Source organism: Pseudomonas sp. MB-090624, from assembly GCF_003205245.1.
GTDB lineage: Bacteria > Pseudomonadota > Gammaproteobacteria > Pseudomonadales > Pseudomonadaceae > Aquipseudomonas > Aquipseudomonas juntendi.
Genome location: NZ_QJRK01000014.1, coordinates 91,695 through 117,592, shown reverse-complemented (window position 1 = coordinate 117,592; position 25,898 = coordinate 91,695). Strand labels below are relative to the sequence as shown.

Genomic DNA, 25,898 nt, shown 5'->3' with positions numbered 1-25,898 from the left:
GTCGCCGACAACCACCTGCTGCTCCACAGGCCGGGCAGGGTGGGGGCGAGGTTGTCGATAGCGCCCGGCCTGTGGAGCAGCAGGTGGTTGTCGGCGACAGTGCGGTCGATTACTACGCCTGATGCCGGGTTGCCTGTTCCGGCCTGTTCGCGGGCTCGCCCGCTCCCACAGGGGTTTGCAACCTGTGCAGTACCTGTGGGAGCGGGCATGCCCGCGAAGAAGACAGCACCGCAGATCCTGCTGAAACCGAGTTTCTGAATAATCTGGCATAACACTTGCTCAGGCCAAGCCATCCTCCTTTGAACCCCCGATGGACGACGGATTATTGGCATGGCGAAGAGCGAAGCAGTCAAAGACCCCGCCACAAAAGGCAAACTCAAGCTGATCATCATGGCTGTCGTCGGCTTGTTGCTGGCGATCGGCCTTTCGGTGGGCGCTACCTGGTTCATCATGCACAAGAGCGAACCGGCGCCGGCCGCCGAGGCGGCAGCCAGCAACGTCAAGCCAGCGGCGATCTACCAGGCGCTGACCCCGGCCTTCGTGGTCAACTTCAACCAGAACGGGCGCCAGCGCTACATGCAGGTGAGCATCACCATGCAGGCGCGCAACCAGGCAGACCTGGATGCACTCAAGGTGCACATGCCGGTCATCCGCAACAACCTGGTGATGATGTTCTCCGGGCAGGGCTTCGACGCCCTCGCCAGCAGCCCTGTCGGCCAGGAAATGCTGCGCCAGAAGGCCACTGCCGTGGTCCAGGAAGTGGCGCAGAAGGAACTTGGCAAGCCGGTCATCGACCAGCTGCTGTTCACCAATTTCGTATTGCAGTAGGAGTCCGCCATGGCCGTACAGGACCTGCTGTCCCAGGATGAAATCGATGCCCTTTTGCACGGCGTCGACGACGGGCTGGTGCAGACCGAGACCGCCGCGGAGCCCGGCAGTATCAAAAGCTACGACCTGACCAGTCAGGACCGTATTGTGCGCGGTCGCATGCCGACCCTGGAAATGATCAACGAGCGTTTCGCCCGTTACACCCGCATCAGCATGTTCAACCTGCTGCGCCGCTCGGCCGACGTGGCCGTGGGTGGCGTGCAGGTGATGAAGTTCGGCGAGTACGTGCACTCGCTGTATGTGCCGACCAGCCTGAACCTGGTCAAGATCAAGCCATTGCGTGGCACCTCGCTGTTCATTCTCGACGCCAAGCTGGTGTTCAAGCTGGTGGACAATTTCTTCGGCGGCGATGGCCGCCACGCCAAGATCGAGGGCCGTGAGTTCACCCCCACCGAGCTGCGTGTGGTACGCATGGTGCTGGACCAGTGCTTCGTCGACCTGAAGGAAGCCTGGCAGGCCATCATGCCGGTGTCTTTCGAGTACATGAACTCCGAGGTCAACCCGGCCATGGCCAACATCGTCGGCCCGAGCGAGGCAGTGGTGGTGTCCACCTTCCATATCGAGCTGGACGGTGGTGGCGGTGACCTGCACGTGACCATGCCGTATTCGATGATCGAGCCGGTGCGGGAAATGCTCGATGCCGGTTTCCAGTCCGACCTGGACGACCAGGACGAGCGTTGGGTCAAGGCCCTGCGCGAAGACGTGCTGGATGTTGCTGTGCCGATGACTGCCACCGTGGCCCGGCGCCAGTTGAAGCTGCGCGACATCCTGCACATGCAGCCTGGCGATGTGATACCGGTGGAATTGCCCGAGCACCTGGTGTTGCGCGCCAATGGCGTGCCGGCGTTCAAGGCGCGGCTGGGCTCGCACAAGGGCAACCTGGCGCTGCAGATCATCGACCCGATCGAACGCCGCTGACGGCGTGCCGGTCGCCCCTAACGAATTGAATGCCTGTCGAGGAAACCATGGCTAACGAAAACGAGATCACCTCCCCAGAAGATCAGGCCTTGGCCGATGAGTGGGCCGCCGCGCTGGAAGAGACCGGTGCTGCCGGCCAGGCGGACATCGATGCGCTGCTGGGCGGTGACACCGGCAGCCACAGCGGCCCGGGCCGCCTGCCAATGGAAGAGTTCGCCAGCTCGCCCAAGCCGAACGAAAATGTCAGCCTCGAAGGCCCGAACCTGGATGTGATCCTGGATATCCCGGTGAACATCTCCATGGAAGTGGGCAGCACCGAGATCAACATCCGCAACCTGCTGCAGCTCAACCAGGGTTCGGTCATCGAGCTTGACCGCCTGGCCGGCGAGCCACTGGACGTGCTGGTCAACGGTACGTTGATCGCCCATGGCGAAGTGGTGGTGGTCAACGAGAAGTTCGGCATTCGCCTGACCGACGTGATCAGCCCCAGCGAACGCATCAAGAAGCTGCGCTGAGTGAAGGCCACGATACGCACCATCGCGGCACTTGCGGCGTTGTTGGGCAGCCACGCCTGCCTGGCAGCGGCCACCCCCACGGCCACGCCGGCAGCGGCGCCTGGCAGCCTGGGCGGGCAACTGGCGCAGATGGTCTTCGGCCTGCTGCTGGTGGTTGGCCTGATTTTCTTCCTGGCCTGGCTGCTGCGGCGTTTGCAGAGCACGGCGGTGAAGGGTGGGCAGGTGATCGAGATCGTCGGCAGCCGCGCCATCGGCCCGCGCGACCGCCTGTTGCTGGTGCAGGTGGGCAAGGAGCAGATTTTGATAGGCCATACCCCGGGCAGCATCGAGGCATTGCATGTGCTGGCAGAGCCGGTGCAGGTGCCGGAAAACGCTCGCCAGGCGACGCCGGAGTTTGCCCAGCGGTTGATGGAGTTGATGGGCAAGAACCCTAAGGACAACACGTGATGAGCGGCGCGCTGCGTAGGTTGTTGGGGCCGTTGTTGACAGTGGCGCTGTTGCTGGCCGCGCCGTTGGCGTTGGCCGCCGACCCGTTGTCGATTCCGGCCATTACCCTGTCCAATACCGCGGACGGGCAGCAGGAATATTCGGTCAGCCTGCAAATCCTGCTGATCATGACGGCGCTGAGCTTCATTCCGGCGTTCGTCATCCTCATGACCAGCTTCACCCGTATCATCATCGTGTTCTCGATCCTGCGCCAGGCCCTGGGCTTGCAGCAGACACCGTCGAACCAGCTGCTGACCGGCATGGCGCTGTTCCTGACGATGTTCATCATGGCCCCGGTGTTCGATCGGGTGAACCAGGATGCCCTGCAGCCTTACCTGAAAGAACAGATGACCGCTCAGCAGGCCATCGACAAGGCCCAGGGCCCGCTCAAGGACTTCATGCTGGCGCAAACCCGGCAAAGCGACCTGGACCTGTTCATGCGCTTGTCCAAGCGCACCGACATTGCCGGGCCCGATCAAGTGCCGCTGACCATCCTGGTGCCTGCGTTCGTCACCTCCGAGCTGAAAACGGCGTTCCAGATCGGCTTCATGATTTTCATCCCGTTCCTGATCATCGACATGGTGGTGGCCAGTGTGCTGATGGCGATGGGTATGATGATGCTGTCGCCGCTGATCATTTCGCTGCCGTTCAAGATCATGCTGTTCGTGCTGGTCGATGGCTGGGCGCTGATCATGGGCACCCTGGCCAGCAGTTTCGGCGGCGTCTGACGCCGTCAAGGAGAGCCGCCGATGACACCTGAAGTCGCTGTCGACCTGTTCCGTGATGCCCTGTGGCTGACCACCCTGATGGTGGCCGTGCTGGTGGTGCCAAGCCTGTTGGTGGGCCTGGTGGTGGCGATGTTCCAGGCCGCCACGCAGATCAACGAACAGACCCTGAGCTTTCTGCCGCGCCTGCTGGTGATGCTGATCACGCTGATCGTTGCCGGGCCGTGGCTGGTGCAGAAGTTCATGGAGTACATCACCACGCTCTACACCAACATTCCGCAGCTCATAGGTTGATGCGCGGATGCTGGAGCTGACCGATACGCAGATCGGCACCTGGGTCGCCACCTTCATCCTGCCGTTGTTCAGGGTGACGGCGGTGTTGATGACCATGCCGATCTTCGGTACCCGCATGCTGCCGGCGCGGGTGCGCCTGTACGTGGCCGTGGCCATTACCGTGGTCATCGTGCCGGCGTTGCCACCGCTGCCTGAATTCGACCCGCTGAGCCTGCGCGGCCTGCTGCTGTGCGCCGAACAGATCATCGTCGGGACGTTGTTCGGCCTGGCGTTGCAGTTGCTGTTCCAGGCGTTCGTGATTGCCGGGCAGATCGTTGCGGTGCAGATGGGTATGGCCTTCGCCTCCATGGTCGACCCGGGGAACGGGGTCAACGTTACGGTGATCAGCCAGTTCATGACGATGCTGGTGAGTGTGCTGTTCCTGTTGATGAACGGCCACCTGGTGGTGTTCGAGGTGCTGACCGAAAGCTTCACCACGTTGCCGGTGGGCAATGCGCTGGTGGTCAACCACTTCTGGGAGCTCGCCGGGCGCATGGGTTGGGTGTTCGGTGCCGGCTTGCTGTTGATCCTGCCGGTGATTGCGGCGTTGCTGGTGGTGAACATTGCCTTTGGGGTGATGACCCGTGCGGCGCCGCAGCTGAACATTTTCTCCATCGGTTTCCCGTTGACCCTGGTCATGGGCATGTTCATCTTCTGGGTCGGCCTGGCCGATGTGCTGTCGCACTACCAGGCATTGGCCAGCGAAACGCTGCAGTGGCTGCGTGAACTGGCAAGGGCGGGCTGAGCATGGCTGAGAGCGAAAGCGGCCAGGACAAAACGGAAGACCCCACCGAGAAACGCAAGCGCGACTCACGGGAAAAAGGCGAGGTCGCCCGCTCCAAGGAGTTGAACACGGTGGCGGTGACCCTGGCCGGCGCGGGTGGGCTGCTGGCGTTTGGCGGCCATTTGGCCGAAACCCTGCTGGCGTTGATGCGCATGAATTTCAGCCTGACCCGCGACATCATCGTGGACGAGCGGGCGATGGGCGCGTTTCTGCTGGCCTCGGGCAAGATGGCCATCTGGGCCGTGCAGCCGGTGCTGATCCTGCTGTTCGTGATCTCCTTCGTGGCGCCCATCGCGCTGAGCGGCTTCCTGTTCTCGGGCAGTTTGCTGCAGCCGAAATTCAGTCGCATGAATCCGTTGTCGGGCATCAAGCGCATGTTCTCGATGCATGCCTTGACCGAATTGCTGAAGGCGCTGGCCAAGTTTTTTGTGATCCTGGTAGTGGCGGTGGTGGTACTGATCAACGACCGCCAGGCGCTGCTGTCGATTGCCAACGAGCCGCTGGAGCAGGCGATCATTCACAGCCTGCAGGTGGTGGGCTGGAGTGCCTTGTGGATGTCGGCCGGGTTGTTGCTGATCGCGGCTGCGGATGTGCCGTTCCAGCTGTACCAGACGCACAAGAAACTGAAGATGACCAAGCAGGAAGTGCGTGACGAGTACAAGGACAGCGAGGGCAAACCCGAGGTCAAGCAGCGTATTCGCCAGCTGCAGCGCGAAGTGTCGCAGCGGCGCATGATGGCGGCGGTGCCGCAGGCCGACGTGATCATCACCAACCCGACCCACTATGCGGTGGCCTTGCAGTATGACCCGGAAAAGGGCGGGGTGGCGCCGTTGCTGTTGGCCAAGGGCACGGACTTCTTTGCCTTGAAGATCCGCGAAATTGGCGTGGAGCACAAGATCCAGATCCTCGAGTCGCCGGCGCTGGCGCGGGCGATCTACTACTCCACCGAAATCGAGCATGAGATCCCCGCTGGTTTGTACCTGGCGGTCGCGCAGGTACTGGCCTATGTGTTCCAGATCCGTCAGTACCGTGCTGGCAAAGGCAAACGGCCGGAGCCGCTGAAAGACGACCTGCCGATCCCGCCGGATTTGCGCCGCGACAATTGATGGGTGGTAGGTGGCGGGTATTTGCCTTGAGGTTTTTGTTGGCTATGAGATCGAGCGCCGCCCGCGCGGCGCTCGATCTCATAGACGAAGAGCATCTAGCGGCGATCACCTCCCAGCCCTAACGCGAAGCCTTCTGAAGCGGCCCCAGGCGCTCGAAGGCTATTGAAGAACCTTGTTCAGCCCTAGTTCCATATCATCGATCAGCGCCTTGGCCATCTCACTGAGTATCCGCGCAGCGCTGCCGGCAATACGGTCATTTTCCATTTCCGCTTCGGTGGTCAGGTGACGGATACAGCCGAGCAGCACGGAAAGCTGTGAAAAGGCATGGCTGAACGGCACATTGGGCTGTAGGCGGAACAGGTCGAAGGTTTCAGCCCCTGCGGTTACAGCGTCTCTCGGATCATTGCTCATCGGGCCACTCCTTGATCGCGGTGGGATGCTTTCGTGTAATCACACAAGGCATTGATCAAGCGGGAGAGCACACGGATATTTACGCCCATGGCATTGCGCATGTGGCCAGGAGGGTTGTCGAGCAAGGCTGTGGTGGTGTGGTCGATTGTCCGGGTGAGGGCGCTGATTAGCGCTTCGCAGTCTTTGGGGGTAAGTGGGTCGGCTACTGATATGGCGGGTAGGTCAAACAGAAGCAATTCGGTCACAGATGAATCGTGGATGAGTTTGTTCATGATCGCATTCCTGGTGAATGATCTATGAACTGCAATCCTCTTCGTCTCACGGAATTGGGTGGCAGTCGTGCGAGGGATGAGACCCGGGCTCACAGGAAAACCCGACCAGGCGAAGCCTGCCCGCGCACGACCACCATTAAGCGGTGCGTTCTGTGAGTACCGGGGGTCTCAATCCCGATCGCCTTGCGAGGCGACCCCACGACAGTAGTCCGGGAGCACTTCCCAGCCAAGACAGCACCATCCGACAGGTGCTGTAGGATAGTTCGACAGCGCATCCCAACTGAAGCATTTGGTTTCAGGTTCGGAAAAGTCTTACGGATGTAAGGGAACTGCGTAGGGGTTGTGAGGTGCCTGCCTTAAGTCCTTCAGCACTCATGAGATCGAGCGCCGCCCGCGCGGCTTCGCGGGGCAAGCCCGCTTCCACATTTGTTTCGGGCCAATTATGCCTGTGCCTTTGGCGCGCGCACTCTGGGTGCATGGCTGGAGATTGATGAAAAAACGCAGCGGCGCACCCATAGATATTGAAGGAAACAAACAAGGCGGCCAGCGGCAATTTCACTGGAGTGATTGGCCTGAAACAGACAGTGGGAGCGGCCTCTTCGCCGCTTTCCCTACCATTCCGCTTTCCGATTCTATCGTATTTGGGACGTGACAGTTGAAAATTTCTTGACCGCTTCTGAGGTTGCTCAAGATTGAGCGCCGTTTGTGCGGCGCTTAATCTTAATTGGGTCGTCAATACATCGCCATCCAAAAAATACCGGCTATATTCTATAGCCTGATGGTACGAATTTGTCTTGCTATTCGGTCAGCCGTATTGGCTAGGGTCCAAGTTGTTTAAAATAAGTACCAGTTTGTCAAATTCGATTCCGTGCTGCTGGCATGCTTTCGGGAAAAGACTATGGCTTGTCAGTCCTGGAAGGGTGTTAAGTTCAATAAGGTACGGATCTGCGTTGTGGACGATAAAGTCCGCTCGGAAATAATCAAGTTCAAGTGTCTCAGCGATAGCAGAGCAGTAGCTAGTAACTTTTTGATGGGTGCTCTTGTCTAGGGTGGTGAGGGTCGCCTTCGTCTTGGTGGATATGAATTTCGCTTGATAAGAAAAAAAGTCACTTTCGAACTCAAGTGCATAAATGGGTAGCGTGGATTTGTTGAAATAACATACAGATAACTCTGGTCCACTTATAAATTCTTCTATTAGAATTCCGCAGTGGAACTGTGCTGCTGACTTTATGGATTTCTGGAGATCAGCTTGGAGGTCGCGGACTAAGGATACTCCGAAGCTACATCCTTCACGGTTGGGTTTGACAATGCAGGGTGTTCCTAAATGTTCAATGACTTTATCAATACAAACATCATCACCGTTTTTTGAGTAAAGATGGTTTGCGACATTTATTCCTAGTCCTCTTGCGATATGTTTCGTTAGAAGCTTGTCCATGCAGATTGCGCTGGCCTGAGGAGAAGGGCCATTATATGGGATGCCTAGGCCTTCTAAATATGCTTGTGCCATCCCGTTTTCACCGAAACCGCCATGAAGTGCCAAAAAGACTCTAGTGAATCTAGCAAGGTCCAGACGAAGTAAATCTCTATAGTCCTGGATGATGAAGATTTCATGGCTGATTTCGAGGGTTGTCAAAGATTGTGAGACAGCCTCGGAAGTCTGAATGGAGACCTCACGCTCCGAGGAGTTTCCCCCCGTTATAATTGCGATATTTTCAATCATTTCATTTGCCTCTATGATTTAGTTGGATGAGCTGAAGCACCTTTTGTGAAAGAGATTCTGCACCTGCTCGAACCGTTTTTATGTCCATGTCGCTGGTAAAGGACAGGCGGATCGCACTGTTGGCCCTTATTGTGTTGTGCCCAATCCCGGTGATGACGTAAGAGGGGGAAAGGTTGTTAGAATTGCAGGCTGATCCAGAAGAGATGCAGACGTCTCTTAAGCAACTAATCAAGGTTTCTGAACGTATCCCAGGAATCGAAATATTCAAGATATGAGGTGTCGAAACGGCTTCAGGAGAATTAATTAGGTACGCGATTTCATACTTATTCAGTGTATCAATGATTGCAGTTCTCAGTTGTTTCGCAGCGGACCATGAGGCAGGGTAGTCCTTGTTCTTTAGTCGACGTGCCGCAGCGCCGAATCCGGCGATGAGTTGAGTGGGAAGTGTGCCGCTTCGGAGTGAAGATTGACCGCCGCCAAATGTGAGAGGACGCAAACGAGAAGAGCTCGAGGAAGAAACATAGAGGGCGCCTATGCCCTTTGGCCCTTCGATCTTATGGGCTGAAATCGAAGCGCAATCCACGCCGAGTTCTTTGACGTTGATAGGTAGCTTGCCCAAGGCTTGAGCGGCATCGATGTGGAAAAGTGCATTTGAATTTTCTAACGCCTTTTTGATTTCTGGAAGATTTTGAAATGTGCCTATTTCAGAATTGACATAAGAAAGAGAGAGTAGTGATGTGTTTTCATCCAGTAGGCTGCTTAAGTGTGTTAGATTGACTCGTCCGTCTGAATCAATTTTCATTCGTCGAATCTCTATGTTGCGTTTTTCTAATTCTTCTGCGGCTAAAAGGCTAGATTTATGGTCGATAGGGCATATAATTATATTGCTTCTTGCGTGGGTGGTGCTCCCAAGAATCGCAATATTATTGCTTTCGGTAGCGCCAGATGTGAAAACTACTTCAGCCGGTGCGCAGCCTAGTAGCTCAGAAATATGTGAAGCACTTTCGAAGACAGCACTCCTTGCAAGACGGCCTAGAATGTGCGCAGATGATGGGTTGCCGTAGTTGATGTTGTCATATTTCGCCATTTCCTTTATGACGTCATCAGCGCATGGAGTAGTGGCTGCAGCATCTAGATAGATTACCGAGTCTGGTTGCATGGCTGGCCTCTCAAGTTCTATAGGTGACGATATGGATGCCTTTGCTGTATATTTCTTCGGTCGTGAGTTCCCCGCTCCCTCCCAGATCTGCCACCAATATGCTTACAGGATCGAACTCGTAAAGTGAGAGGGCGATCTCAACTCCCATTCTAATTGGAGCATGGCATTCATTTGGGGCGAGGAGAATCAAAAGCCGAGCGCCTGCTCTGTAGGCTTCGGAAATCATTTCTGTTATTTCACCTGCGCAGCCGGTCATGCCGCAACTGACCAGTGGTAAAGGTGTGCCCGAAGAGTCAGTGAATGAAATCTCGGACATTTCTGGTTGATCTGGAATACGTCGTTTCTCGAGTTTTCCTTGCTTCACCAGTCGAGAAGCCTCATTTTGAAAGCGATTTTTCAACCACGTCTCGGGGAAACAAAGTGTATGTTTGCGACTGGGTGTGATATTTTTTGTAGTGACGATTGAGGATGAGCTAAGGTGCGTGAGGTAGCTTGTTGGAAGTTGCTTAAAGTGGTTGTAAAATTCGGCCCTATAGTCTTGAGTGATTTTGTCACTTGGGACGTATTGCCAATCGTTGATCAAAAGGAGTAGGTTTCCGCTTTGGTTGTTCTTGACTATATGGTGCTCTGCGAATTCTATAGCTAACTTCCAAGTATAGATGGGAAATATGCCCACACGCTCCTTGATTTGTGCTTTTAGTGTAGGGTCTTGTATGTCCTCAAAGACTCCTGGTGCCAGTCGATCGCTCTGTTTGTCATAAAATAGCATGAAGTGGCCGGCCATGATGTGAGCGGCATTCAAGGGTTCGGCATCCATGAAGTTACAAATGCGACTTTTAAGCTCGGCTTCTGTAAATGCAAAGCTTTCATGTGTTGTTATTTTTTTCATAATTTATCCTTGCGGGTGGTTTTGGGGTGAGGGTTATTGAGTAAATGCATTGGTAAGATCGCGAGTTAATTCGTCTGGGTCTTCAAGTCCGAGGTATATTCTTGCGCAATCACTGTTAATGCCTAGTCTTTTTGCTGAGGGCATGTCGCGAGTATCAATAAGATTGACGAGGCTTGTCGTGCCGCCCCACCCATAGCCGATCTTTATTAGGTTTAGTCGATTCAGGCGAGATATCAGTTCGTTGCGAGAGCATGAAAATTCAGCGGTGAAAAGGCTGTTGAATCCATAGATCATCGAGTTTTGTAGGTGGAGCTCAGTGTTTTGGAGAATGGGATGTATTGCCTGTTTTAAAAGAGGCAGTGGTTTGAGGCTTCTAAGTACCTTACGAGTCGTACTCATTTGAAATGATAGGCGAGCGCCGAGCGTGCTGATTGATCGAATTGCTGCTGAGCAGGCGTGTGAGCTCACATGGTTGCCCGTTAATGCGGAGGTGGTTTTAAGGTTTACATACAGATCTTTTCGCTTGGTTATTAGTGCTCCGAGAGAGATGCCCTCTACAGCCCCGTGGTATTTGCTCATTGAAATCAAGCTGATGTCCGCGCCGAGTGATAAGGGGTGGTGAAATAGTGATGCTGCCCATGTGTTGTCGGCCACAATCAGCGCTGGGTGGTCGTGTCTTGATTCGACGATCGCACTAATATCCATGACCTCGTACATGAATGCGCCTGGGTTTTCAAATATGATTAATTTTGTCTTTAGAGTTAGTTTATTTTTTAGAGTCGCGGCTTCGCTAGGTGTGAAGTATTCAATTTTTACACCAATATTTTCAAAGTGATTCAGCAGCCATCGTGTGGAGTAAACGATGGTGTCTCCAGCAAGTACGTGATCACCTGGTTTCACGAATGTTGTCAGCAACAGGTTGAAGGCGGACTGCCCGGAAGGTGTTAAGACTGCGAACTTGCCCTTCTCGAGGTCGGCTACCCGCTGAGAAAGTTGTCGAGTTGTTGGTGTGTCAACGCCGCCATAGTACAGACCGCTGAAAAGATCATTGTCTATGTCTGCTAGGCTTTCTTCATTGATGGGTGGCAGCTGATCAAAGGTGTCGACTAAATAGCTGGTGCACTCCATGGCTGGCGTTTGTGTGGATTGGATTCCTCCTGTGGGGAAGAGGCCAACCTGGGCCAGTTTACTACGTGTCATCTCAGGCATCGGTTGCCTCGAACTCATTGAGAAGATGGATTATTTCTTTAACTTCGCCAACCTGAGGTGCACAGACATTGGGTAAGGGATATTCGAGGGAGGCTTCACCGAATCTATGGAAATACTCCAGCAGTTCACCTTCGGGAGTGCCCCAGCGCAGGTAATTTTCATTCTCGCTTTCGCGGCTACTCCGCAGTGGGTGCTGGACCGCCCAGTTTGCACTTAAGATAATAGGCTGTCCTGTCTCCTGCTTAAGCTTTATGAGTCCATTAAGCAAGTTTCGGCGACTGATATGTGCTTCACCCAAGCCAAAAAGTAATGCGCACCCGCAATCGATATGATTTGCAGCCATAAAGTCCAGAGCTTGTAAGAATCGGTCTTTCCACGTTTGTTTATTGCCATCAACGTCTTTGCTCATGCCCCCAATTTCTTGTGGTTCAAGCGTTTCGAGTCCGATGAATATATACCTAAGGCCACATTTGGCTAGCCTTTGAATAATGTCCTTTTTTCTAAGAATTTGATCGATCGTGAATTGGCCTCCGAAAATGACTTCCAAAGGAGCTTTCTCAAGTAATTGACACAACTGTGTGATTGCGACTGGGCTACCGCTAAGGAATATCGAATCTTCGACGAATGCGCTTGCCCCCTTGCTGGGGTGATCTTGCATTACTGCGCTAACTGTCTCGTTGAGTTGATTGTAGAGTCGTCGTGGGGCGCCTTGTATGTCCTGGATGTTTCCGGCAACGCTGCGGCGTTCACTGCAAAAATTACAATCATAGATACACCCAGGCCCAGTATCGCTGAATATATGTGAGGTCATGCGCCCCTCGAAAACATCAAATGAAGCGGTGACCCCAAATGTACCGACCACTGAGGGTAATTCGTCGCGCTTCAGAGGTACGCCATCACTTACAAGTGTGTTATCGATGCGTGGGAAGTCAGCGATCCATCGCCCTTCAGTTTTCATATCCAGGTTTTCTGCAATGAACGTCGCTGGGCTTTGATTGCAGCGACTAAAAAGCTCGCCAATCTCTGCAATCAATTTTTCCGCCTCTCCGGAAATTATGACGTCAAATAGTGGAGGGATTTCACACTCTCTGATAAGGCGCCCCGGCGAGGCTCTATGGTGTTTGACGAGGGAGGGTAGCCTCTTTCTTTCGTCAGCAAGGTATATCGTTTCATTAACGTGCCGCCCACCCAGTACGATGAGTAATCTATCGCCGAAGATTTTTCTAGCGACTTTTGCACATTCCACTGCGCCAGGCATGCAGAGCGTCATGGCGCCAATGAATAGAATGTTGGGTTGAGATGCTTGTATTAAATTTTCATAACGATGCATGTCATCCAGGGAGTACATGAGCAAAAAATGCTCTCTCAACTTTTTGTCGAGTCGCCCCCAGTTGCTGTTTCCCCAAGCACCTTTCCTTTGTTTAGCGAGGCTTGCCGCATAGCGGCATGCGTTAAAGAGGCTGACAGGGTCAGTGCTGTTCAAAGCCCTGCCTGATTTGTGGCCGCTAATGCATTCCGGCGCAGAGACCGCGATCGCTCGAATCTGTAGATGAGGCGTGACGATTTTGGGGGCGGACGACCGCTCGCTCAGGGTCGCCCCCTTAGTGATTTGCGAAGGCATGCTCTTCCATTCCTGAATATCGGCAAATGCCGTTGTTATTTTTTTTGGATATTGGATACAGTAGCCAAAATCTCCTGACTGAGGCCTGTCGAAATGAAACAAAATGTGATCGCACTGGTTTTTGGGGGGCGGAGCTCAGAGCATTCAGTGGCGCTCCGCTCCGCCGCTACAATCCACGCGGCGCTGATGGCTCTCGGTCACAGGGTGCACTGTGTGGGGATAGATCGTGAGGGCAACTGGAGGTATCAAGGAGAGCCGTGCCAGTTCCCTGGTGCGGTTGATCGGTCGGCTCCGTTGATTTCAATTCGTCCAGGCCATCGCTCGCTCTCATACACAACTCAAGAGAGCGGCACGGTGGAGATTGGGATCGATTTGCTTTTCCCGGCACTGCATGGTCGGTGGGGGGAGGATGGAACAATTCAAGGATTGGCAGCGATGTGCGGTTTGCCGTGTGTGGGCTCCGGGGTGCTAGGTTCGGCAATGGCCATGGATAAAGATGTCACAAAGAGAATGGTCCAGTCTGCCGGGCTTGTTGTGGGGCCTTGGCTGGCCATGAACTCCATGCGTCCTTGGGAGGAACTGGTTGAGTGCCTGGGTAGCAGCACGCTCTTCGTAAAGCCCGCTACCTCGGGCTCATCGATTGGTGTGTCTAGGGTCTCCAACGCCTTGGAATATGCTGCGGCATTTGCTATTGCAGCACGAGAGGACACAAAGGTGCTGGTGGAGGCTGCTGTCTGTGGAAGAGAGATAGAGTGTGGTGTGCTCGAACTTGAGGAGGGTTTGATGGCCTCGGTGGTGGGTGAAATAATCAAAAAGGAAGGGCACGCCTATTACGATTATCAGGCGAAATACGATTCCAACAGTGTGACAGGTCTTCGTGTGCCAAGCTTGTTGCCACCTGACATTGTCGCGCGCATCCAGGTTTTATCTGTCCAGGCGTTTAGATGCCTTGAACTGAAGGGGTACGCCAGGGTGGATTTTTTCTTGACAGAAGAGGGTGAAATTATTCTCAATGAGATCAATACCTTACCCGGATTTACGAGTGCAAGTATGTACCCGAAGATGTTTGAGTGCTCCGGTTACCCTCCGCCGAAGTTGGTAGGAGCGCTAGTCGAACATGGGCTCTCATCAGCATCTAAAGAACGTTTATGACACGTCCTGCCGACGCCGCTTCTCAAGAAACGTAACGATTGCATCTCGCCCCTCGGCAAGGTGCTCGGCTAAAAAGTGCTTGGCGGCTTCGCGATCCCCTTGAGCGCAAGCGCTCAAAATGCTTTTATGATCCTCTTGCGATTTCTTGTGATAGTCGAGATTTGTTAACAAAAAACGAAGATGGCGATCCACCGAGTCATGGAGGGACTTAATCAATGCAAGTAACCTAGGGCGCTTTGCTTTTGCATAAAGAAAATAATGGAATTTTTCATTGAGTTCGCTAAGGTGGTGCGGGTCGGTGGCATGCTCCATGGTAGATACGAGTTCGTACATCTGCGCCAGATCATTTTCTACGATGTTGTCAAAACCAAAGTTCAAGGCGGTGCATTCTGCCATGATCCGCATATCATAGATCTCGACAATGTCTTCAATCGTCATGATCGCGACAGAGGCCCCTTTATGGACTTCGTAGGTAACAAGCCCTTCGGCCTCCAACTGCCTTATGGCGTCCCTCACCGGCATACGACTCAAACCGAATTTCGAGGCTAGCTCTTCTTGGCGCAAAGCCGTACCTTCGGCTATTGCGCCAGAAAGTATACCTTCGCGTAGCGACTCGACCACATAATCCATCGCGGTTTTATGGCGATGTTTGTCAGGAACGATAAAGCTATCGAGAGAGTTCGCCACCATGTTCTCCGGGTCTAGCGATGTAGTCAAAAGCGCTGGCGAAGGTATCACAGACTCACTAGAGCTACCATCGAGCAGTTGGCATGATGTTCATGCCTTTGAGTAGCCATTGGCTCTCTACATCCGCATAGAAACCGTGAGCTTTTGCATGATCAAGTCGCTCAGATTTTTTTGTCGCGGCGCCATCCTCTCTGTGGCTTTCCAAGGGCTTAAGCGTTGGGCCATTGCCGTAGAGGCGATTGGGCGGGAGGTCTCGTCTTTCTTGGTGATTGCCTGCTCATGAGCCACCCGTCAACGCGGTGGTGCTCGCCCGGTTCATCTTTTCGTGTGGGTGTCTGCCAAAGTTGGAAGGCTTCTTGCAATGCCAGCCGCAGATGCCCCTTGGGCGTCAAAGTTTTGCATCAAGAGGACTCGCGGTGGATCGCACTCAGTTAATCAGCAACGCCCGTCATAACCTGGCCGGGCTCGGTCGGGGCAACCTGGGTGTACCGCTGCTGCTGCTGGTGATGTTGGCAATGATGATGTTGCCGATACCACCGTTCCTGCTCGACGTGTTCTTCACCTTCAACATCGCCTTGTCGATCGTGGTGCTGCTGGTCTGCGTCTACGCCCTGCGCCCGCTCGACTTCGCTGCATTCCCCACCATCCTGCTGGTGGCTACGCTGCTGCGCCTGGCGCTGAACGTGGCCTCCACGCGGGTGGTCATGCTGCACGGCCAGGAAGGCCACGGCGCCGCCGGCAAGGTGATCCAGGCCTTCGGCGAGGTGGTGATCGGCGGCAATTACGTGGTCGGTGCGGTGGTCTTCGCCATCCTCATGATCATCAACTTCGTGGTGGTGACCAAGGGCGCCGGGCGTATCTCGGAAGTGAGCGCGCGCTTCACCCTCGACGCCATGCCCGGCAAGCAGATGGCGATCGACGCCGACCTCAACGCTGGCCTCATCGACCAGGCCCAGGCCAAGCACCGTCGTGCCGAGGTGGCCCAGGAGGCCGAGTTCTACGGTTCGATGGACGGTGCCAGCAAGTTCGTGCGCGGTGACGCCATCGCCGGCTTGCTGATCCTGTTCATCAACCTGATCGGTGGCATGCTGATCGGCATGCTGCAGCATGGCATGAGCTTCGGCGATGCCGGCAAGGTGTACGCCCTGCTGACCATCGGTGACGGTTTGGTGGCGCAATTGCCATCACTGCTGTTGTCGACCGCTGCGGCGATCATGGTCACCCGCGCCTCGGGCTCGGAGGACATGGGCAAACTGATCAACCGGCAGATGTTCGACTCGCCCAAGGCGTTGGCGGTATCGGCGGGGTTGATGATTGTCATGGGGCTGGTGCCGGGCATGCCGCACGTCGCCTTCATCGGCCTGGGTCTGCTGGCCGGTGGCGGGGCTTATCTTGTATGGAAGAAACAACAGAAGGCCAAGGCCCAGGCCTTGCAGGAGGCGCAGCGCCAGCAAGACCTGCTGCCTTCGCCGCAGCGGGCGCTGGAAACCAAGGAGCTGGGCTGGGACGATGTGACACCGATCGACATGATCGGCCTGGAAGTCGGCTACCGGCTGATCCCCCTGGTGGACCGCAACCAGGGTGGTCAGTTGCTGGCGCGAATCAAGGGCGTGCGCAAGAAGCTGTCGCAGGACCTGGGCTTCCTCATGCCCACGGTGCATATCCGCGACAACCTTGACCTGCAACCCAGCGCCTATCGCCTGACGCTGATGGGGGTGATCCTGGCGGAGGCCGAGATCTACCCGGACCGCGAGCTGGCGATCAACCCGGGGCAGGTGTTCGGCACCCTCAACGGCATTGCCGCACGTGACCCGGCGTTTGGCCTGGAGGCGGTGTGGATCGACGTGGGCCAGCGCTCGCAGGCGCAGTCGCTGGGCTACACCGTGGTCGATGCCAGTACGGTAGTGGCCACCCACCTCAACCAGATCCTGCAGAAGCACTGCCATGAACTGATTGGCCACGAAGAGGTCCAGCAACTGTTGCAGGTGTTGGCCAAGGCTTCGCCTAAACTTGCAGAAGAACTGGTGCCGGGTGTCATTTCCTTGTCGGGGCTACTCAAGGTCTTGCAGGCCCTGTTGTCGGAACAGGTACCCGTGCGCGATATTCGCAGTATTGCCGAAGCAATCGCGAACAACGCTGGCAAGAGTCAAGATACCGCCGCGCTGGTTGCGGCGGTGCGCGTCGGATTGTGTCGCGCCATCGTGCAAAGCATTGTCGGCGTTGAGTCGGAGCTCCCGGTGATCACCCTGGAGCCAAGGTTGGAACAGATTTTGCTCAATAGTCTGCAACGCGCCGGGCAAGGCCAGGAAGACGGTGTTCTTCTGGAACCGAGCATGGCCGAAAAGCTGCAACGTTCGCTGATCGAAGCGGCCCAGCGCCAGGAAATGCAGGGCCAGCCGGCCATTCTGCTGGTCGCCGGCCCGATCCGCGCCATGCTGTCGCGTTTCGGTCGCCTGGCTGTACCGAATTTGCATGTGCTGGCGTATCAGGAAATACCGGACAACAAGCAAGTCACCATCGTTGCCACCGTGGGCCCTAACGGCTGAGGTAGTGGATAATGCAAGTTAAGCGATTTTTCGCCGCCGATATGCGTCAGGCCATGAAACTGGTCCGTGATGAGCTGGGCGCCGATGCCGCGATCATTGGCAACCGTCGCATTGCCGGTGGTGTCGAGCTGACGGCCGCGCTGGACTACAAGCTGTCCGCCCTGGCCCCGCGCGTGCCCAATGCCGAGCTGGAAGAAGAGCTGCGCAAGACCCACACGCGCATTGCCACGGCCCAGGCCGAGCTGGGCCACCGCCAGGACAGCAGCGATAACAACCGCCAATTGTTCGCCGGGCAGTCGCTGACCGCTGCCGAGCCGCTGGTCGAGCCCCATGTCGAGGCTCCACAGGCGGCGGCCGCCACGGCGCCGGCGCCCGTTGACCCGCGCCTGTTCGATGCCATGCGCTCCGAACTGTCGGGCCTGCGCGAACTGCTGGAAGTGCAGCTCGGCTCGCTGGCCTGGACCCAGCTGCAGGGCAGCAAGCCACAACAGGCCAACATCTGGCGGCGCCTGCAGCGCATTGGCCTGTCCGGGCCGATTGCCCGCGAGTTGCTGGAGCTGACCGCCGAAATCGAAGAGCCACGCCATGCCTGGCGCATGTTGCTGGCGCACTTGGCGCGCATGATCGAAATTCCCGAGGTAGAGCCGATCGAAGAAGGCGGTGTGATCGCCATGGTCGGCCCGGCCGGCATGGGCAAGACCACCACCCTGGCCAAGCTGGCGGCGCGCTACGTGCTCAAGTACGGCGCGCAGAACATGGCGCTGGTGAGCATGGACAGCTTCCGCATCGGTGCCCAGGAGCAGCTCAAGACCCTTGGCCGCATCCTCAATGTCCCGGTCACCTACGTCGACCCAGGCCAGTCGCTGGCGGCAGCGCTGGAGCCGCTGCTGCGCAAGCGTGTGGTGCTGATCGACACCGCCGGCCTGCAGGCCAGCGACCCGGCCCTGCGCATGCAGCTGGAAACCCTGGCCGGCCGTGGCATCGCCGCCAAGAATTACCTGGTACTGGCCACCACCAGCCAGAAGCAGGTGCTGACCGCCGCCTACCACAGCTACAAGCGCTGTGGCCTGGCCGGCTGCATCCTGACCAAGCTCGATGAAACGGCAAGCCTTGGCGATGTGCTGAGCCTTGCCATCAGTCATGATTTGCCTGTGGCCTATCTTACCGACGGCCCGCGCATTCCTGACGACCTGCACCTGCCGCGGGGGCACCAGCTGGTGTCCCGCGCGGTCAATGTGCAGCAGCAGGAGGAGCCCAGCGAAGAGGCAATGGCCGACATGTTCGCTGATCTCTACCACAACCCACGGCGAGCGGGTTGAGTATGAAACGTGTGCAAAGTAGCTATGCCAAGGGGTACGCAGAATTGCCCTACGTGTGGCCTGGGTCCCAGCGATACAAGGTAAATTACAAACATGGGTAGCATGCATCCCGTACAGGTGATCGCCGTGACCGGTGGCAAAGGTGGCGTCGGCAAGACTAACGTTTCAGTGAACCTGTCCCTGGCGTTGGCCGAACTCGGCCGCAGGGTCATGTTGCTGGATGCCGACCTGGGCCTGGCCAATGTCGACGTGTTGCTGGGCCTGACGCCCAAACGGACCCTGGCCGATGTCATCGAAGGGCGCTGCGAGCTGCGTGACGTGATATTGCAGGGCCCTGGTGGTGTGCGCATCGTACCGGCTGCCTCCGGTACGCAGAGCATGGTCCACCTGGCGCCGGCCCAGCATGCCGGGCTGATCCAGGCGTTCAGCGAAGTCGGCGACAACCTCGATGTCCTGGTCATCGATACCGCTGCGGGTATCGGTGAGTCGGTCGTCAGCTTTGTCCGTGCCGCCCAGGAAGTGCTGCTGGTGGTCTGCGACGAGCCGACCTCGATCACCGATGCCTACGCGCTGATCAAGCTGCTCAACCGTGACTACGGCATGAACCGCTTCCGCGTGCTGGCCAACATGGCCCAGAGCCCTCAGGAAGGGCGCAACCTGTTTGCCAAGCTGACCAAGGTTACCGACCGTTTCCTGGATGTCGCCCTGCAGTACGTAGGCGCCGTGCCCTACGACGAGTGCGTGCGCAAGGCGGTGCAGAAGCAGCGTGCCGTTTACGAAGCCTTCCCACGCTCCAAGTGCGCGCTGGCCTTCAAGGCGATTGCCCAGAAGGTCGACAGCTGGCCGCTGCCGGCCAACCCACGTGGCCACCTGGAGTTCTTCGTCGAGCGCCTGGTGCAGCCGACCAGCGCGGGACCGGTGCTATGAACGCCAGCGGGTTCAAGATGTACAGCCGGGCGGCGAAAGACGCCCAGTACGAGTTGATCGAACGCTACGCCCCCCTGGTCAAGCGCATCGCCTACCACCTGTTGGCGCGGTTGCCGGCCAACGTGCAGGTCGAGGACCTGATCCAGGCCGGCATGATCGGCTTGCTGGAAGTGGCCAACAAGTACGACGCCAGCAAGGGCGCCAGCTTCGAAACCTATGCCGGCATTCGTATCCGCGGTGCCATGCTCGACGAAGTGCGCAAAGGCGACTGGGCACCCCGTTCGGTGCACCGCAACACCCGTATGGTCAGCGACGCGATGCGCGCCGTGGAGGCCAGAACCGGCCGTGACGCTAAAGATCATGAAGTTGCTGCCGAACTCCAATTGAGCCTCGATGATTACTACGCGATCCTCAACGATACCTTGGGCAGCCGTTTGTTCAGCTTCGATGACCTGCTGCAGGACGGTGAACACGAAGGGCTGCATGAAGACGGCGCCAGCGGCCAGGTCGAACCTGCCCGGGGCCTCGAGGAGGAGCGCTTCCAGCTAGCCCTGACCGAGGCCATCGCCAACCTGCCCGAGCGTGAACGCCTGGTGCTGGCGTTGTACTACGACGAAGAGCTCAACCTCAAGGAGATCGGTGAGGTGCTGGGGGTCAGCGAGTCGCGGGTCAGCCAGCTGCACAGCCAGTGTGCCGCGCGTCTGCGTAGCCGCCTGGGGGAATGGCGGGCGCGCTGAGCCTGCTGGGGTTGCGGCTGTTTCCACGCGGTTTTCCACGTTGTACCGAATTGATTGAATGCGCGCTCGGGGCCGAGCGCGTTTGAGACTGCTTGGAGGTCTACTTGAACAAAGACATGAAAATCCTCATCGTTGACGACTTTTCGACGATGCGGCGGATCATCAAGAACCTGTTGCGTGACCTGGGCTTCACCAACACCGAAGAAGCCGACGACGGCACCACGGCGCTGCCGATGCTGGAAAACGGCCATTACGACTTCCTGGTGACCGACTGGAACATGCCTGGCATGTCCGGCATCGACCTGCTGCGCAAGGTGCGTGCCCACGACCGGCTGAAAACCATGCCCGTGCTGATGGTGACTGCCGAAGCCAAGCGCGACCAGATCATTGAAGCGGCCCAGGCCGGCGTCAATGGTTACGTGGTCAAGCCGTTCACGGCGCAGGTGCTCAAAGAAAAGATCGAGAAGATCTTCGAACGCGTCAACGGCTGAGTCACGTCAGGGGGCGCGCCATGGATTCATCACATAACTCTTTGGGCGAGTTCGAATCGACCCTTAAGAAACATGCCCAGGAGTTGGTCGAAAGCCTGGAGCGGGGCCGTTTCGGCGAGGCGGTGCAGCTGATTCACGAGCTGAACCAGACCCGCGACCGCGGCCTGTACCAGGAAGTCGGCAAGCTGACCCGCGAGCTGCACAGTGCCATCGTCAGTTTCCAGATCGACCCGACCATACCGCAGGCCGAAGAGGTGTCGCAGATTACCGATGCCACCGAGCGCCTGTCCTATGTGGTCAAGCTCACGGAAGGCGCGGCCAACCGCACCATGGATCTGGTCGAGGCAAGCACCCCGGTGCTCAACGACCTGGCCAGCGAGGCGAAGGCCCTGAGCACCGACTGGCAGCGCTTCATGCGCCGCGAAGTGGCGGCGGAAGAATTTCGCGACCTGGTCAAGCGGGTCGACAGTTTCCTCACGCACAGCGCCGAAGGCAACCGCAAGGTCGCCGGCCACCTCAATGACATTCTGCTGGCCCAGGACTATCAGGACCTGACCGGGCAGGTGATCAAGCGCGTCACCAACCTGGTGACCGAAGTGGAAAGCAACCTGCTCAAGTTGGTCCTGATGGCCAGTCAGGTCGACCGCTTTGCGGGCATTCAGCATGACCACGATCAATTGCGCGCAGAAAAAGATCGAGAAAAACATCCGACTCGGGGTGAAGGTCCGCAGATTCATGCCGATAAGCGTGAAGACGTCGTGTCCGGCCAGGACGACGTCGATGATCTGCTGTCCAGCCTGGGTTTTTAAGGAGCACCTTTGATGAGCTTCGGCGCCGATGAAGAAATCCTCCAGGATTTCCTGGTAGAAGCCGGCGAAATTCTTGAGCAACTGTCCGAGCAATTGGTCGAGCTGGAAAGCCGGCCCGACGATGCTGACCTGCTCAATGCGATCTTTCGCGGTTTCCACACTGTAAAAGGGGGCGCCGGCTTCCTCCAGCTGAACGAGCTGGTGGAGTGCTGCCATATCGCCGAGAACGTGTTCGACGTGCTGCGCAAAGGTGAGCGTCGGGTTGACGCGGAGCTGATGGACGTAGTGCTCGAGGCACTGGACACGGTCAACAGCATGTTTGGCCAGGTGCGCGAGCGCGCTGAAGTCACGCCGGCAACCCCCGAGCTGCTGGCGGCCTTGGCGCGCCTTGCCGAGCCGGGTGCGGCGCAACCGCAGGGTGGCGAAGAAGCGGTGGTGCCGGTGGCTGCTGCGCAAGCGCCTGCCGCGGCACCGGTGGTGGACCAGGAGCAGCACCAGGACATCACCGACAGCGAGTTCGAGCAGTTGCTCGATTCGCTCGATGCGGTCAAGGCACAAGCTGCGGCCGAGGAACAGCTGCAAGGCGAGAGCGTGAGTGGTGGCGGTGATGAAATCACCGATGCCGAGTTCGAATCGCTGCTCGACCAGTTGCATGGCAAAGGCCAGTTCACTGCCGAAGTTGCAGCGCCGGCTGCTGCCGTCAGCCACGAAGCGGCCAGTGACGAAATCACCGATGCCGAATTCGAGTCGCTGCTCGACCAGTTGCATGGCAAAGGCACCTTCCAGGCCGACGCCCTGCCTGCCGCCAAGGCGGCACCTGCCGAGGTGGCGCCTGACAGCACCGCCAGCGCCACCAGCGACGAAATCAGCGAGCATGAATTCGAAGCGCTGCTGGACCAGTTGCATGGCAAGGGCAAATTCGGCGGTGACGTCGCTGCAGTCCAGGCACCGCCTGCGGCCAAGGCGCCGGCAGCGGCCAAGCCGCAAAGCCCGGCGGCCGCCAAGCCAGCTGCGGCTCCTGCACCTGCGCCAGCGCCCGCGGCTGCGAGCAAACCTGCTGCAGCTGCGCGCACGCCGGCCCCGGTCGCCGACAAGCATGCGGTCAGCGAAGCGGAAACCACCGTACGCGTCGACACGGCGCGCCTGGACGAGATCATGAACATGGTCGGCGAGCTGGTGCTGGTGCGTAACCGCCTGGTGCGCCTGGGCCTGAACAGCGGCGACGAGGCCATGTCCAAGGCCGTGTCCAACCTCGACGTGGTCACCGCCGACCTGCAGACCGCGGTGATGAAAACCCGCATGCAGCCGATCAAGAAAGTCTTCGGCCGCTTCCCGCGCCTGGTTCGCGACCTGGCGCGCCAGTTGAAGAAAGAGATCAACCTTGAGCTGGTCGGTGAAGAAACCGACCTCGACAAGAACCTGGTCGAGGCCCTGGCCGACCCGTTGGTGCACTTGGTGCGCAACGCCGTCGACCATGGTATCGAGATGCCCGATGAGCGCGATGCCGCAGGCAAGCCGCGCACGGGCCGCGTGGTGCTTTCGGCGGAGCAGGAAGGCGACCACATCCTGTTGTCGATTTCCGACGACGGCAAGGGCATGGACCCGAACATCCTGCGGGCCAAGGCGGTGGAGAAGGGCCTGATGGACAAGGACGCCGCCGAGCGTCTGAGCGAGTCGGACTGCTACAACCTGATCTTCGCCCCGGGGTTCTCGACCAAGACCGAGATTTCCGACGTGTCCGGGCGTGGCGTGGGCATGGACGTGGTGAAGACCAAGATCTCCCAGCTCAACGGTTCGATCAACATCTTCTCGGCCAAGGGCCAGGGCTCGAAGATCGTCATCAAGGTGCCGCTGACCCTGGCGATCATGCCCACCCTGATGGTGATGCTGGGCAACCAGGCATTCGCCTTCCCGCTGGTCAACGTCAACGAGATCTTCCACCTCGACCTGTCGCGTACCAATGTGGTCGATGGCCAGGAAGTCGTGATCGTGCGCGACAAGGCACTGCCGTTGTTCTACCTCAAGCGCTGGCTGGTGCAAGGCCAGGTGCACGAAGAGCAGCACGAGGGCCACGTGGTGATCCTGTCGGTCGGCACCCAGCGCATCGGCTTTGTCGTCGATCAACTGGTGGGCCAGGAAGAAGTGGTAATCAAGCCGCTGGGCAAGATGCTGCAAGGTACCCCGGGCATGTCCGGGGCCACCATTACCGGTGACGGTCGTATTGCGTTGATTCTCGACGTCCCGAGCATGCTCAAGCGTTACGCCGCGCGGCGTATTTGATTTCGGTGGCGCACCTTGGCAGGTCGCGCCGCCTAATGGAGTGTTTATGGCAGTCAAGGTCCTGGTGGTGGATGATTCCGGTTTCTTCCGCCGCCGCGTCTCGGAGATCCTCTCGGCGGATCCGACGATCCAGGTAGTAGGTACCGCGACCAACGGCAAGGAAGCGATTGACCAGGCGCTGGCGCTCAAGCCCGATGTCATCACCATGGACTATGAAATGCCCATGATGGATGGCATCACTGCGGTGCGGCACATCATGCAGCGCTGCCCGACGCCGGTGTTGATGTTTTCCTCGCTGACCCATGAGGGCGCCCGGGTCACCCTCGATGCGCTGGACGCGGGGGCGGTGGACTACCTGCCGAAGAACTTCGAGGACATTTCGCGCAACCCCGACAAGGTCAAGCAACTGCTGTGCGAGAAAGTGCATACGCTGGCGCGCAGCAACCGCCGGTTTGGCAGTTACGCCAGCCCTGCGCCGGCCGCAACGCCGGCACCTGCCAGCAGCCACGTGCCGGCAGCGGGCGTGGGCAGCCCGGCAGCGGCGCGCAGTGCGCTGCCGGCCCGCGCCCCGGCAGCCGCGCCCGCTGCGGCTGCGGCGCCTAAACGCAAGCCGTACAAACTGGTGGCCATCGGTACCTCCACCGGCGGCCCGGTAGCCCTGCAGCGGGTGTTGACCCAACTGCCGGCCAACTTCCCTGCACCGATCGTGCTGATCCAGCACATGCCGGCTGCGTTCACCAAGGCGTTTGCCGAACGCCTGGACAAACTGTGCCGCATCAGCGTCAAGGAAGCCGAGGACGGTGACATGCTGCGCCCGGGCCTGGCCCTGCTGGCCCCGGGTGGCAAGCAGATGATGGTCGATGGCCGTGGCACGGTGAAGATCCTGCCGGGCGACGAGCGCCTGAACTACAAGCCGTGCGTGGACATCACCTTTGGCTCGGCGGCCAAGTCATATGGCGACAAGGTGCTGTCGGTGGTGCTGACCGGCATGGGTGCCGATGGCCGTGAAGGTGCGCGCCTGCTCAAGCAGGGCGGCAGTACGGTGTGGGCCCAGGATGAAGCCAGCTGTGTGATCTATGGCATGCCCATGGCCATCGTCAAGGCCAACCTGGCCGACGCGGTGTATAGCCTGGACGAGATCGGCAAGCACCTGGTAGAGGCCTGCGTCTGATGGACGTGCTGAGCCTGATCGGCCTGATCCTCGCCTTCGTTGCCATTGTCGGTGGCAACTTCCTCGAGGGTGGCCATGTCGGTGCCCTGGTCAACGGGCCGGCGGCACTGATCGTGCTGGGCGGCACCTTGGCGGCAGCACTGCTGCAGTCACCGCTGGCCTCGTTCAAGCGGGCCCTGCAGATTCTGCGCTGGATCCTGTTCCCGCCCAGGGTCGACCTGGCGGGTGGCATCGACCGGGTGGTGAACTGGAGCCTGACCGCGCGAAAGGAAGGCTTGCTGGGCCTGGAAGGGGTGGCCGACAGCGAGCCCGACCCGTATGCGCGCAAAGGCTTGCAGCTGCTGGTCGATGGCGCCGAGCCAGAAGCCATTCGCAGCATCCTCGAAGTCGATTTCCTGACCCAGGAAAGCCGCGATATCCAGGCGGCCAAGGTGTTCGAGAGCATGGGCGGTTACGCCCCTACCATCGGCATCATCGGTGCGGTCATGGGCCTGATCCACGTGATGGGCAACCTGGCCGACCCGTCGCAACTGGGCAATGGCATCGCCGTGGCCTTCGTCGCCACCATCTACGGTGTGGCCAGCGCCAACCTGGTCCTGCTGCCGATCGCCAACAAGCTCAAGGCCGTGGTCATGCGCCAGTCGCGCTACCGCGAAATGCTGCTCGAAGGCCTGTTGTCGATTGCCGAGGGTGAAAACCCGCGCTCCATCGAGCTGAAGCTGCAAGGCTTCATGGAGTAACCC

The 25,898-nt window shown here is 58.0% G+C and carries 27 protein-coding genes; 19 read left to right on the top strand and 8 right to left on the bottom strand.

The genetic code is table 11. The features are described 5' to 3' along the window. The first annotated feature begins 330 nt into the window (after nucleotides 1-330). The 8 genes from fliL to flhB are packed head-to-tail and all read left to right on the top strand — an operon-like array spanning nucleotide 331 to nucleotide 5,755. Complete coding sequence (fliL, locus tag DMX12_RS10470) at nucleotides 331-828, top strand: flagellar basal body-associated protein FliL (protein WP_009683213.1); 498 nt, start codon at nucleotides 331-333, stop codon at nucleotides 826-828. A 9-nt stretch (nucleotides 829-837) separates the two neighbouring features. Continuing rightward, nucleotides 838-1,806, top strand: a complete 969-nt coding sequence (gene fliM, locus DMX12_RS10465; protein WP_009683214.1) for a flagellar motor switch protein FliM — start codon at nucleotides 838-840, stop codon at nucleotides 1,804-1,806. 47 nt (nucleotides 1,807-1,853) lie between these two features. Next, the gene (fliN, locus tag DMX12_RS10460; RefSeq protein ID WP_029885654.1) at nucleotides 1,854-2,321 is read left to right on the top strand and encodes a flagellar motor switch protein FliN; all 468 of its coding nucleotides are present in this window, start codon (nucleotides 1,854-1,856) and stop codon (nucleotides 2,319-2,321) included. Beyond that, entirely contained in the window at nucleotides 2,322-2,768 is a 447-nt protein-coding gene (gene fliO / locus DMX12_RS10455; RefSeq protein WP_054881278.1) for a flagellar biosynthetic protein FliO, read from the top strand. It abuts the gene before it with no gap. Further along, nucleotides 2,768-3,535 (top strand): flagellar type III secretion system pore protein FliP, encoded by a 768-nt coding sequence (gene fliP / locus DMX12_RS10450; protein ID WP_054881279.1) that lies wholly within the window; start codon nucleotides 2,768-2,770, stop codon nucleotides 3,533-3,535. The genes fliO and fliP overlap by 1 nt, the downstream gene beginning before the upstream one ends. Before the next feature lie 21 nt (nucleotides 3,536-3,556). Continuing rightward, entirely contained in the window at nucleotides 3,557-3,826 is a 270-nt protein-coding gene (gene fliQ / locus DMX12_RS10445) for a flagellar biosynthesis protein FliQ (RefSeq protein ID WP_012273497.1), read from the top strand. 7 nt (nucleotides 3,827-3,833) lie between these two features. Then, nucleotides 3,834-4,610, top strand: a complete 777-nt coding sequence (gene fliR, locus DMX12_RS10440) for a flagellar biosynthetic protein FliR (RefSeq protein WP_054881280.1) — start codon at nucleotides 3,834-3,836, stop codon at nucleotides 4,608-4,610. Nucleotides 4,611-4,612: 2 nt separating this feature from the next. Beyond that, nucleotides 4,613-5,755, top strand: coding sequence for a flagellar biosynthesis protein FlhB (gene flhB, locus DMX12_RS10435; protein ID WP_110677411.1), 1,143 nt, complete (start codon nucleotides 4,613-4,615; stop codon nucleotides 5,753-5,755). 159 nt (nucleotides 5,756-5,914) lie between these two features. On the opposite strand, the gene DMX12_RS10430 is transcribed toward flhB, so the two are convergent. Both DMX12_RS10430 and DMX12_RS10425 read right to left on the bottom strand, forming a co-directional pair. Continuing rightward, complete coding sequence (locus tag DMX12_RS10430; RefSeq protein ID WP_110677409.1) at nucleotides 5,915-6,166, bottom strand: DUF3077 domain-containing protein; 252 nt, start codon at nucleotides 6,164-6,166, stop codon at nucleotides 5,915-5,917. Continuing rightward, nucleotides 6,163-6,438 (bottom strand): hypothetical protein, encoded by a 276-nt coding sequence (locus DMX12_RS10425; RefSeq protein ID WP_110677407.1) that lies wholly within the window; start codon nucleotides 6,436-6,438, stop codon nucleotides 6,163-6,165. The genes DMX12_RS10430 and DMX12_RS10425 overlap by 4 nt, the downstream gene beginning before the upstream one ends. A 490-nt stretch (nucleotides 6,439-6,928) precedes the next feature. On the opposite strand from DMX12_RS10425, the gene DMX12_RS29285 reads away from it, so the two are divergent. Next, nucleotides 6,929-7,090: a hypothetical protein gene (locus tag DMX12_RS29285; RefSeq protein WP_156089065.1), complete on the top strand. Its 162-nt coding sequence runs from the start codon at nucleotides 6,929-6,931 to the stop codon at nucleotides 7,088-7,090. Nucleotides 7,091-7,243: 153 nt separating this feature from the next. On the opposite strand, the gene DMX12_RS10420 is transcribed toward DMX12_RS29285, so the two are convergent. The 5 genes from DMX12_RS10420 to DMX12_RS10400 are packed head-to-tail and all read right to left on the bottom strand — an operon-like array spanning nucleotide 7,244 to nucleotide 13,036. Further along, the gene (locus tag DMX12_RS10420) at nucleotides 7,244-8,158 is read right to left on the bottom strand and encodes a D-alanine--D-alanine ligase (RefSeq protein ID WP_110677405.1); all 915 of its coding nucleotides are present in this window, start codon (nucleotides 8,156-8,158) and stop codon (nucleotides 7,244-7,246) included. 1 nt (nucleotide 8,159) lies between these two features. Next, nucleotides 8,160-9,317, bottom strand: coding sequence for a cysteine desulfurase family protein (locus DMX12_RS10415; protein ID WP_110677403.1), 1,158 nt, complete (start codon nucleotides 9,315-9,317; stop codon nucleotides 8,160-8,162). A gap of 10 nt (nucleotides 9,318-9,327) precedes the next feature. Next, nucleotides 9,328-10,206, bottom strand: a complete 879-nt coding sequence (locus DMX12_RS10410; protein ID WP_110677401.1) for an LPD16 domain-containing protein — start codon at nucleotides 10,204-10,206, stop codon at nucleotides 9,328-9,330. Between the two features lie 33 nt (nucleotides 10,207-10,239). Continuing rightward, entirely contained in the window at nucleotides 10,240-11,406 is a 1,167-nt protein-coding gene (locus tag DMX12_RS10405; RefSeq protein ID WP_110677422.1) for a PLP-dependent transferase, read from the bottom strand. A gap of 1 nt (nucleotide 11,407) precedes the next feature. After that, nucleotides 11,408-13,036, bottom strand: a complete 1,629-nt coding sequence (locus tag DMX12_RS10400) for a B12-binding domain/radical SAM domain-containing protein (protein ID WP_110677399.1) — start codon at nucleotides 13,034-13,036, stop codon at nucleotides 11,408-11,410. A gap of 93 nt (nucleotides 13,037-13,129) precedes the next feature. Between DMX12_RS10400 and DMX12_RS10395 the strand changes: the two genes are divergently transcribed. Beyond that, complete coding sequence (locus DMX12_RS10395) at nucleotides 13,130-14,188, top strand: D-alanine--D-alanine ligase family protein (RefSeq protein WP_110677397.1); 1,059 nt, start codon at nucleotides 13,130-13,132, stop codon at nucleotides 14,186-14,188. Here the strand turns inward: DMX12_RS10395 and DMX12_RS10390 are convergent. After that, nucleotides 14,183-14,878: a GntR family transcriptional regulator gene (locus tag DMX12_RS10390; protein ID WP_110677395.1), complete on the bottom strand. Its 696-nt coding sequence runs from the start codon at nucleotides 14,876-14,878 to the stop codon at nucleotides 14,183-14,185. The two genes, DMX12_RS10395 and DMX12_RS10390, sit on opposite strands and share 6 nt — an antisense overlap. 413 nt (nucleotides 14,879-15,291) lie before the next feature. On the opposite strand from DMX12_RS10390, the gene flhA reads away from it, so the two are divergent. The 9 genes from flhA to DMX12_RS10345 all read left to right on the top strand — a co-directional run bounded on the left by flhA (nucleotide 15,292) and on the right by DMX12_RS10345 (nucleotide 25,895). Then, nucleotides 15,292-17,421: a flagellar biosynthesis protein FlhA gene (gene flhA / locus DMX12_RS10385; protein WP_054881281.1), complete on the top strand. Its 2,130-nt coding sequence runs from the start codon at nucleotides 15,292-15,294 to the stop codon at nucleotides 17,419-17,421. Nucleotides 17,422-17,432: 11 nt separating this feature from the next. Beyond that, on the top strand, nucleotides 17,433-18,740 hold the full coding sequence (gene flhF, locus DMX12_RS10380; RefSeq protein ID WP_054911375.1) for a flagellar biosynthesis protein FlhF: 1,308 nt from the start codon (nucleotides 17,433-17,435) through the stop codon (nucleotides 18,738-18,740). Between the two features lie 84 nt (nucleotides 18,741-18,824). Continuing rightward, nucleotides 18,825-19,667 carry a flagellar synthesis regulator FleN gene (gene fleN, locus DMX12_RS10375; protein ID WP_172828404.1) on the top strand — a complete coding sequence of 281 codons (843 nt, stop codon included), beginning with the start codon at nucleotides 18,825-18,827 and terminating at the stop codon, nucleotides 19,665-19,667. Further along, entirely contained in the window at nucleotides 19,664-20,404 is a 741-nt protein-coding gene (gene fliA / locus DMX12_RS10370) for an RNA polymerase sigma factor FliA (RefSeq protein ID WP_009683227.1), read from the top strand. The genes fleN and fliA overlap by 4 nt, the downstream gene beginning before the upstream one ends. A gap of 116 nt (nucleotides 20,405-20,520) precedes the next feature. Next, entirely contained in the window at nucleotides 20,521-20,895 is a 375-nt protein-coding gene (locus DMX12_RS10365; protein ID WP_161551427.1) for a chemotaxis response regulator CheY, read from the top strand. A 20-nt stretch (nucleotides 20,896-20,915) separates the two neighbouring features. Continuing rightward, a complete protein-coding gene (locus DMX12_RS10360; RefSeq protein ID WP_009683229.1) occupies nucleotides 20,916-21,704 on the top strand; it encodes a protein phosphatase CheZ in 789 nt (262 codons plus the stop codon). A 12-nt stretch (nucleotides 21,705-21,716) separates the two neighbouring features. After that, complete coding sequence (locus DMX12_RS10355; protein ID WP_110677393.1) at nucleotides 21,717-23,984, top strand: chemotaxis protein CheA; 2,268 nt, start codon at nucleotides 21,717-21,719, stop codon at nucleotides 23,982-23,984. A gap of 46 nt (nucleotides 23,985-24,030) precedes the next feature. Beyond that, complete coding sequence (locus DMX12_RS10350; RefSeq protein WP_110677391.1) at nucleotides 24,031-25,155, top strand: chemotaxis response regulator protein-glutamate methylesterase; 1,125 nt, start codon at nucleotides 24,031-24,033, stop codon at nucleotides 25,153-25,155. Continuing rightward, on the top strand, nucleotides 25,155-25,895 hold the full coding sequence (locus DMX12_RS10345) for a flagellar motor protein (RefSeq protein ID WP_009681920.1): 741 nt from the start codon (nucleotides 25,155-25,157) through the stop codon (nucleotides 25,893-25,895). The genes DMX12_RS10350 and DMX12_RS10345 overlap by 1 nt, the downstream gene beginning before the upstream one ends. Nucleotides 25,896-25,898 lie beyond the last annotated feature (3 nt).

Excerpts from the sequence above, each read along its gene's own strand:
- DMX12_RS10355 (WP_110677393.1), top strand. The coding sequence starts at position 21,717 with ATGAGCTTCGGCGCCGATGAAGAAATCCTCCAGGATTTCCTGGTAGAA.
- fliA (WP_009683227.1), top strand. The coding sequence starts at position 19,664 with ATGAACGCCAGCGGGTTCAAGATGTACAGCCGGGCGGCGAAAGACGCC.
- flhF (WP_054911375.1), top strand. The coding sequence starts at position 17,433 with ATGCAAGTTAAGCGATTTTTCGCCGCCGATATGCGTCAGGCCATGAAA.
- DMX12_RS10345 (WP_009681920.1), top strand. The coding sequence starts at position 25,155 with ATGGACGTGCTGAGCCTGATCGGCCTGATCCTCGCCTTCGTTGCCATT.
- DMX12_RS10360 (WP_009683229.1), top strand. The coding sequence starts at position 20,916 with ATGGATTCATCACATAACTCTTTGGGCGAGTTCGAATCGACCCTTAAG.
- fliL (WP_009683213.1), top strand. The coding sequence starts at position 331 with ATGGCGAAGAGCGAAGCAGTCAAAGACCCCGCCACAAAAGGCAAACTC.
- DMX12_RS10390 (WP_110677395.1), bottom strand. The coding sequence starts at position 14,878 with ATGGTGGCGAACTCTCTCGATAGCTTTATCGTTCCTGACAAACATCGC.
- fliQ (WP_012273497.1), top strand. The coding sequence starts at position 3,557 with ATGACACCTGAAGTCGCTGTCGACCTGTTCCGTGATGCCCTGTGGCTG.
- DMX12_RS10430 (WP_110677409.1), bottom strand. The coding sequence starts at position 6,166 with ATGAGCAATGATCCGAGAGACGCTGTAACCGCAGGGGCTGAAACCTTC.
- fliP (WP_054881279.1), top strand. The coding sequence starts at position 2,768 with ATGAGCGGCGCGCTGCGTAGGTTGTTGGGGCCGTTGTTGACAGTGGCG.
- DMX12_RS10350 (WP_110677391.1), top strand. The coding sequence starts at position 24,031 with ATGGCAGTCAAGGTCCTGGTGGTGGATGATTCCGGTTTCTTCCGCCGC.
- DMX12_RS10400 (WP_110677399.1), bottom strand. The coding sequence starts at position 13,036 with ATGCCTTCGCAAATCACTAAGGGGGCGACCCTGAGCGAGCGGTCGTCC.
- fliM (WP_009683214.1), top strand. The coding sequence starts at position 838 with ATGGCCGTACAGGACCTGCTGTCCCAGGATGAAATCGATGCCCTTTTG.
- DMX12_RS10425 (WP_110677407.1), bottom strand. The coding sequence starts at position 6,438 with ATGAACAAACTCATCCACGATTCATCTGTGACCGAATTGCTTCTGTTT.
- fliN (WP_029885654.1), top strand. The coding sequence starts at position 1,854 with ATGGCTAACGAAAACGAGATCACCTCCCCAGAAGATCAGGCCTTGGCC.
- DMX12_RS10415 (WP_110677403.1), bottom strand. The coding sequence starts at position 9,317 with ATGCAACCAGACTCGGTAATCTATCTAGATGCTGCAGCCACTACTCCA.
- DMX12_RS10395 (WP_110677397.1), top strand. The coding sequence starts at position 13,130 with ATGAAACAAAATGTGATCGCACTGGTTTTTGGGGGGCGGAGCTCAGAG.
- DMX12_RS10420 (WP_110677405.1), bottom strand. The coding sequence starts at position 8,158 with ATGATTGAAAATATCGCAATTATAACGGGGGGAAACTCCTCGGAGCGT.
- DMX12_RS10365 (WP_161551427.1), top strand. The coding sequence starts at position 20,521 with ATGAAAATCCTCATCGTTGACGACTTTTCGACGATGCGGCGGATCATC.
- flhB (WP_110677411.1), top strand. The coding sequence starts at position 4,613 with ATGGCTGAGAGCGAAAGCGGCCAGGACAAAACGGAAGACCCCACCGAG.
- DMX12_RS10405 (WP_110677422.1), bottom strand. The coding sequence starts at position 11,406 with ATGACACGTAGTAAACTGGCCCAGGTTGGCCTCTTCCCCACAGGAGGA.
- DMX12_RS29285 (WP_156089065.1), top strand. The coding sequence starts at position 6,929 with ATGAAAAAACGCAGCGGCGCACCCATAGATATTGAAGGAAACAAACAA.
- DMX12_RS10410 (WP_110677401.1), bottom strand. The coding sequence starts at position 10,206 with ATGAAAAAAATAACAACACATGAAAGCTTTGCATTTACAGAAGCCGAG.
- fliR (WP_054881280.1), top strand. The coding sequence starts at position 3,834 with ATGCTGGAGCTGACCGATACGCAGATCGGCACCTGGGTCGCCACCTTC.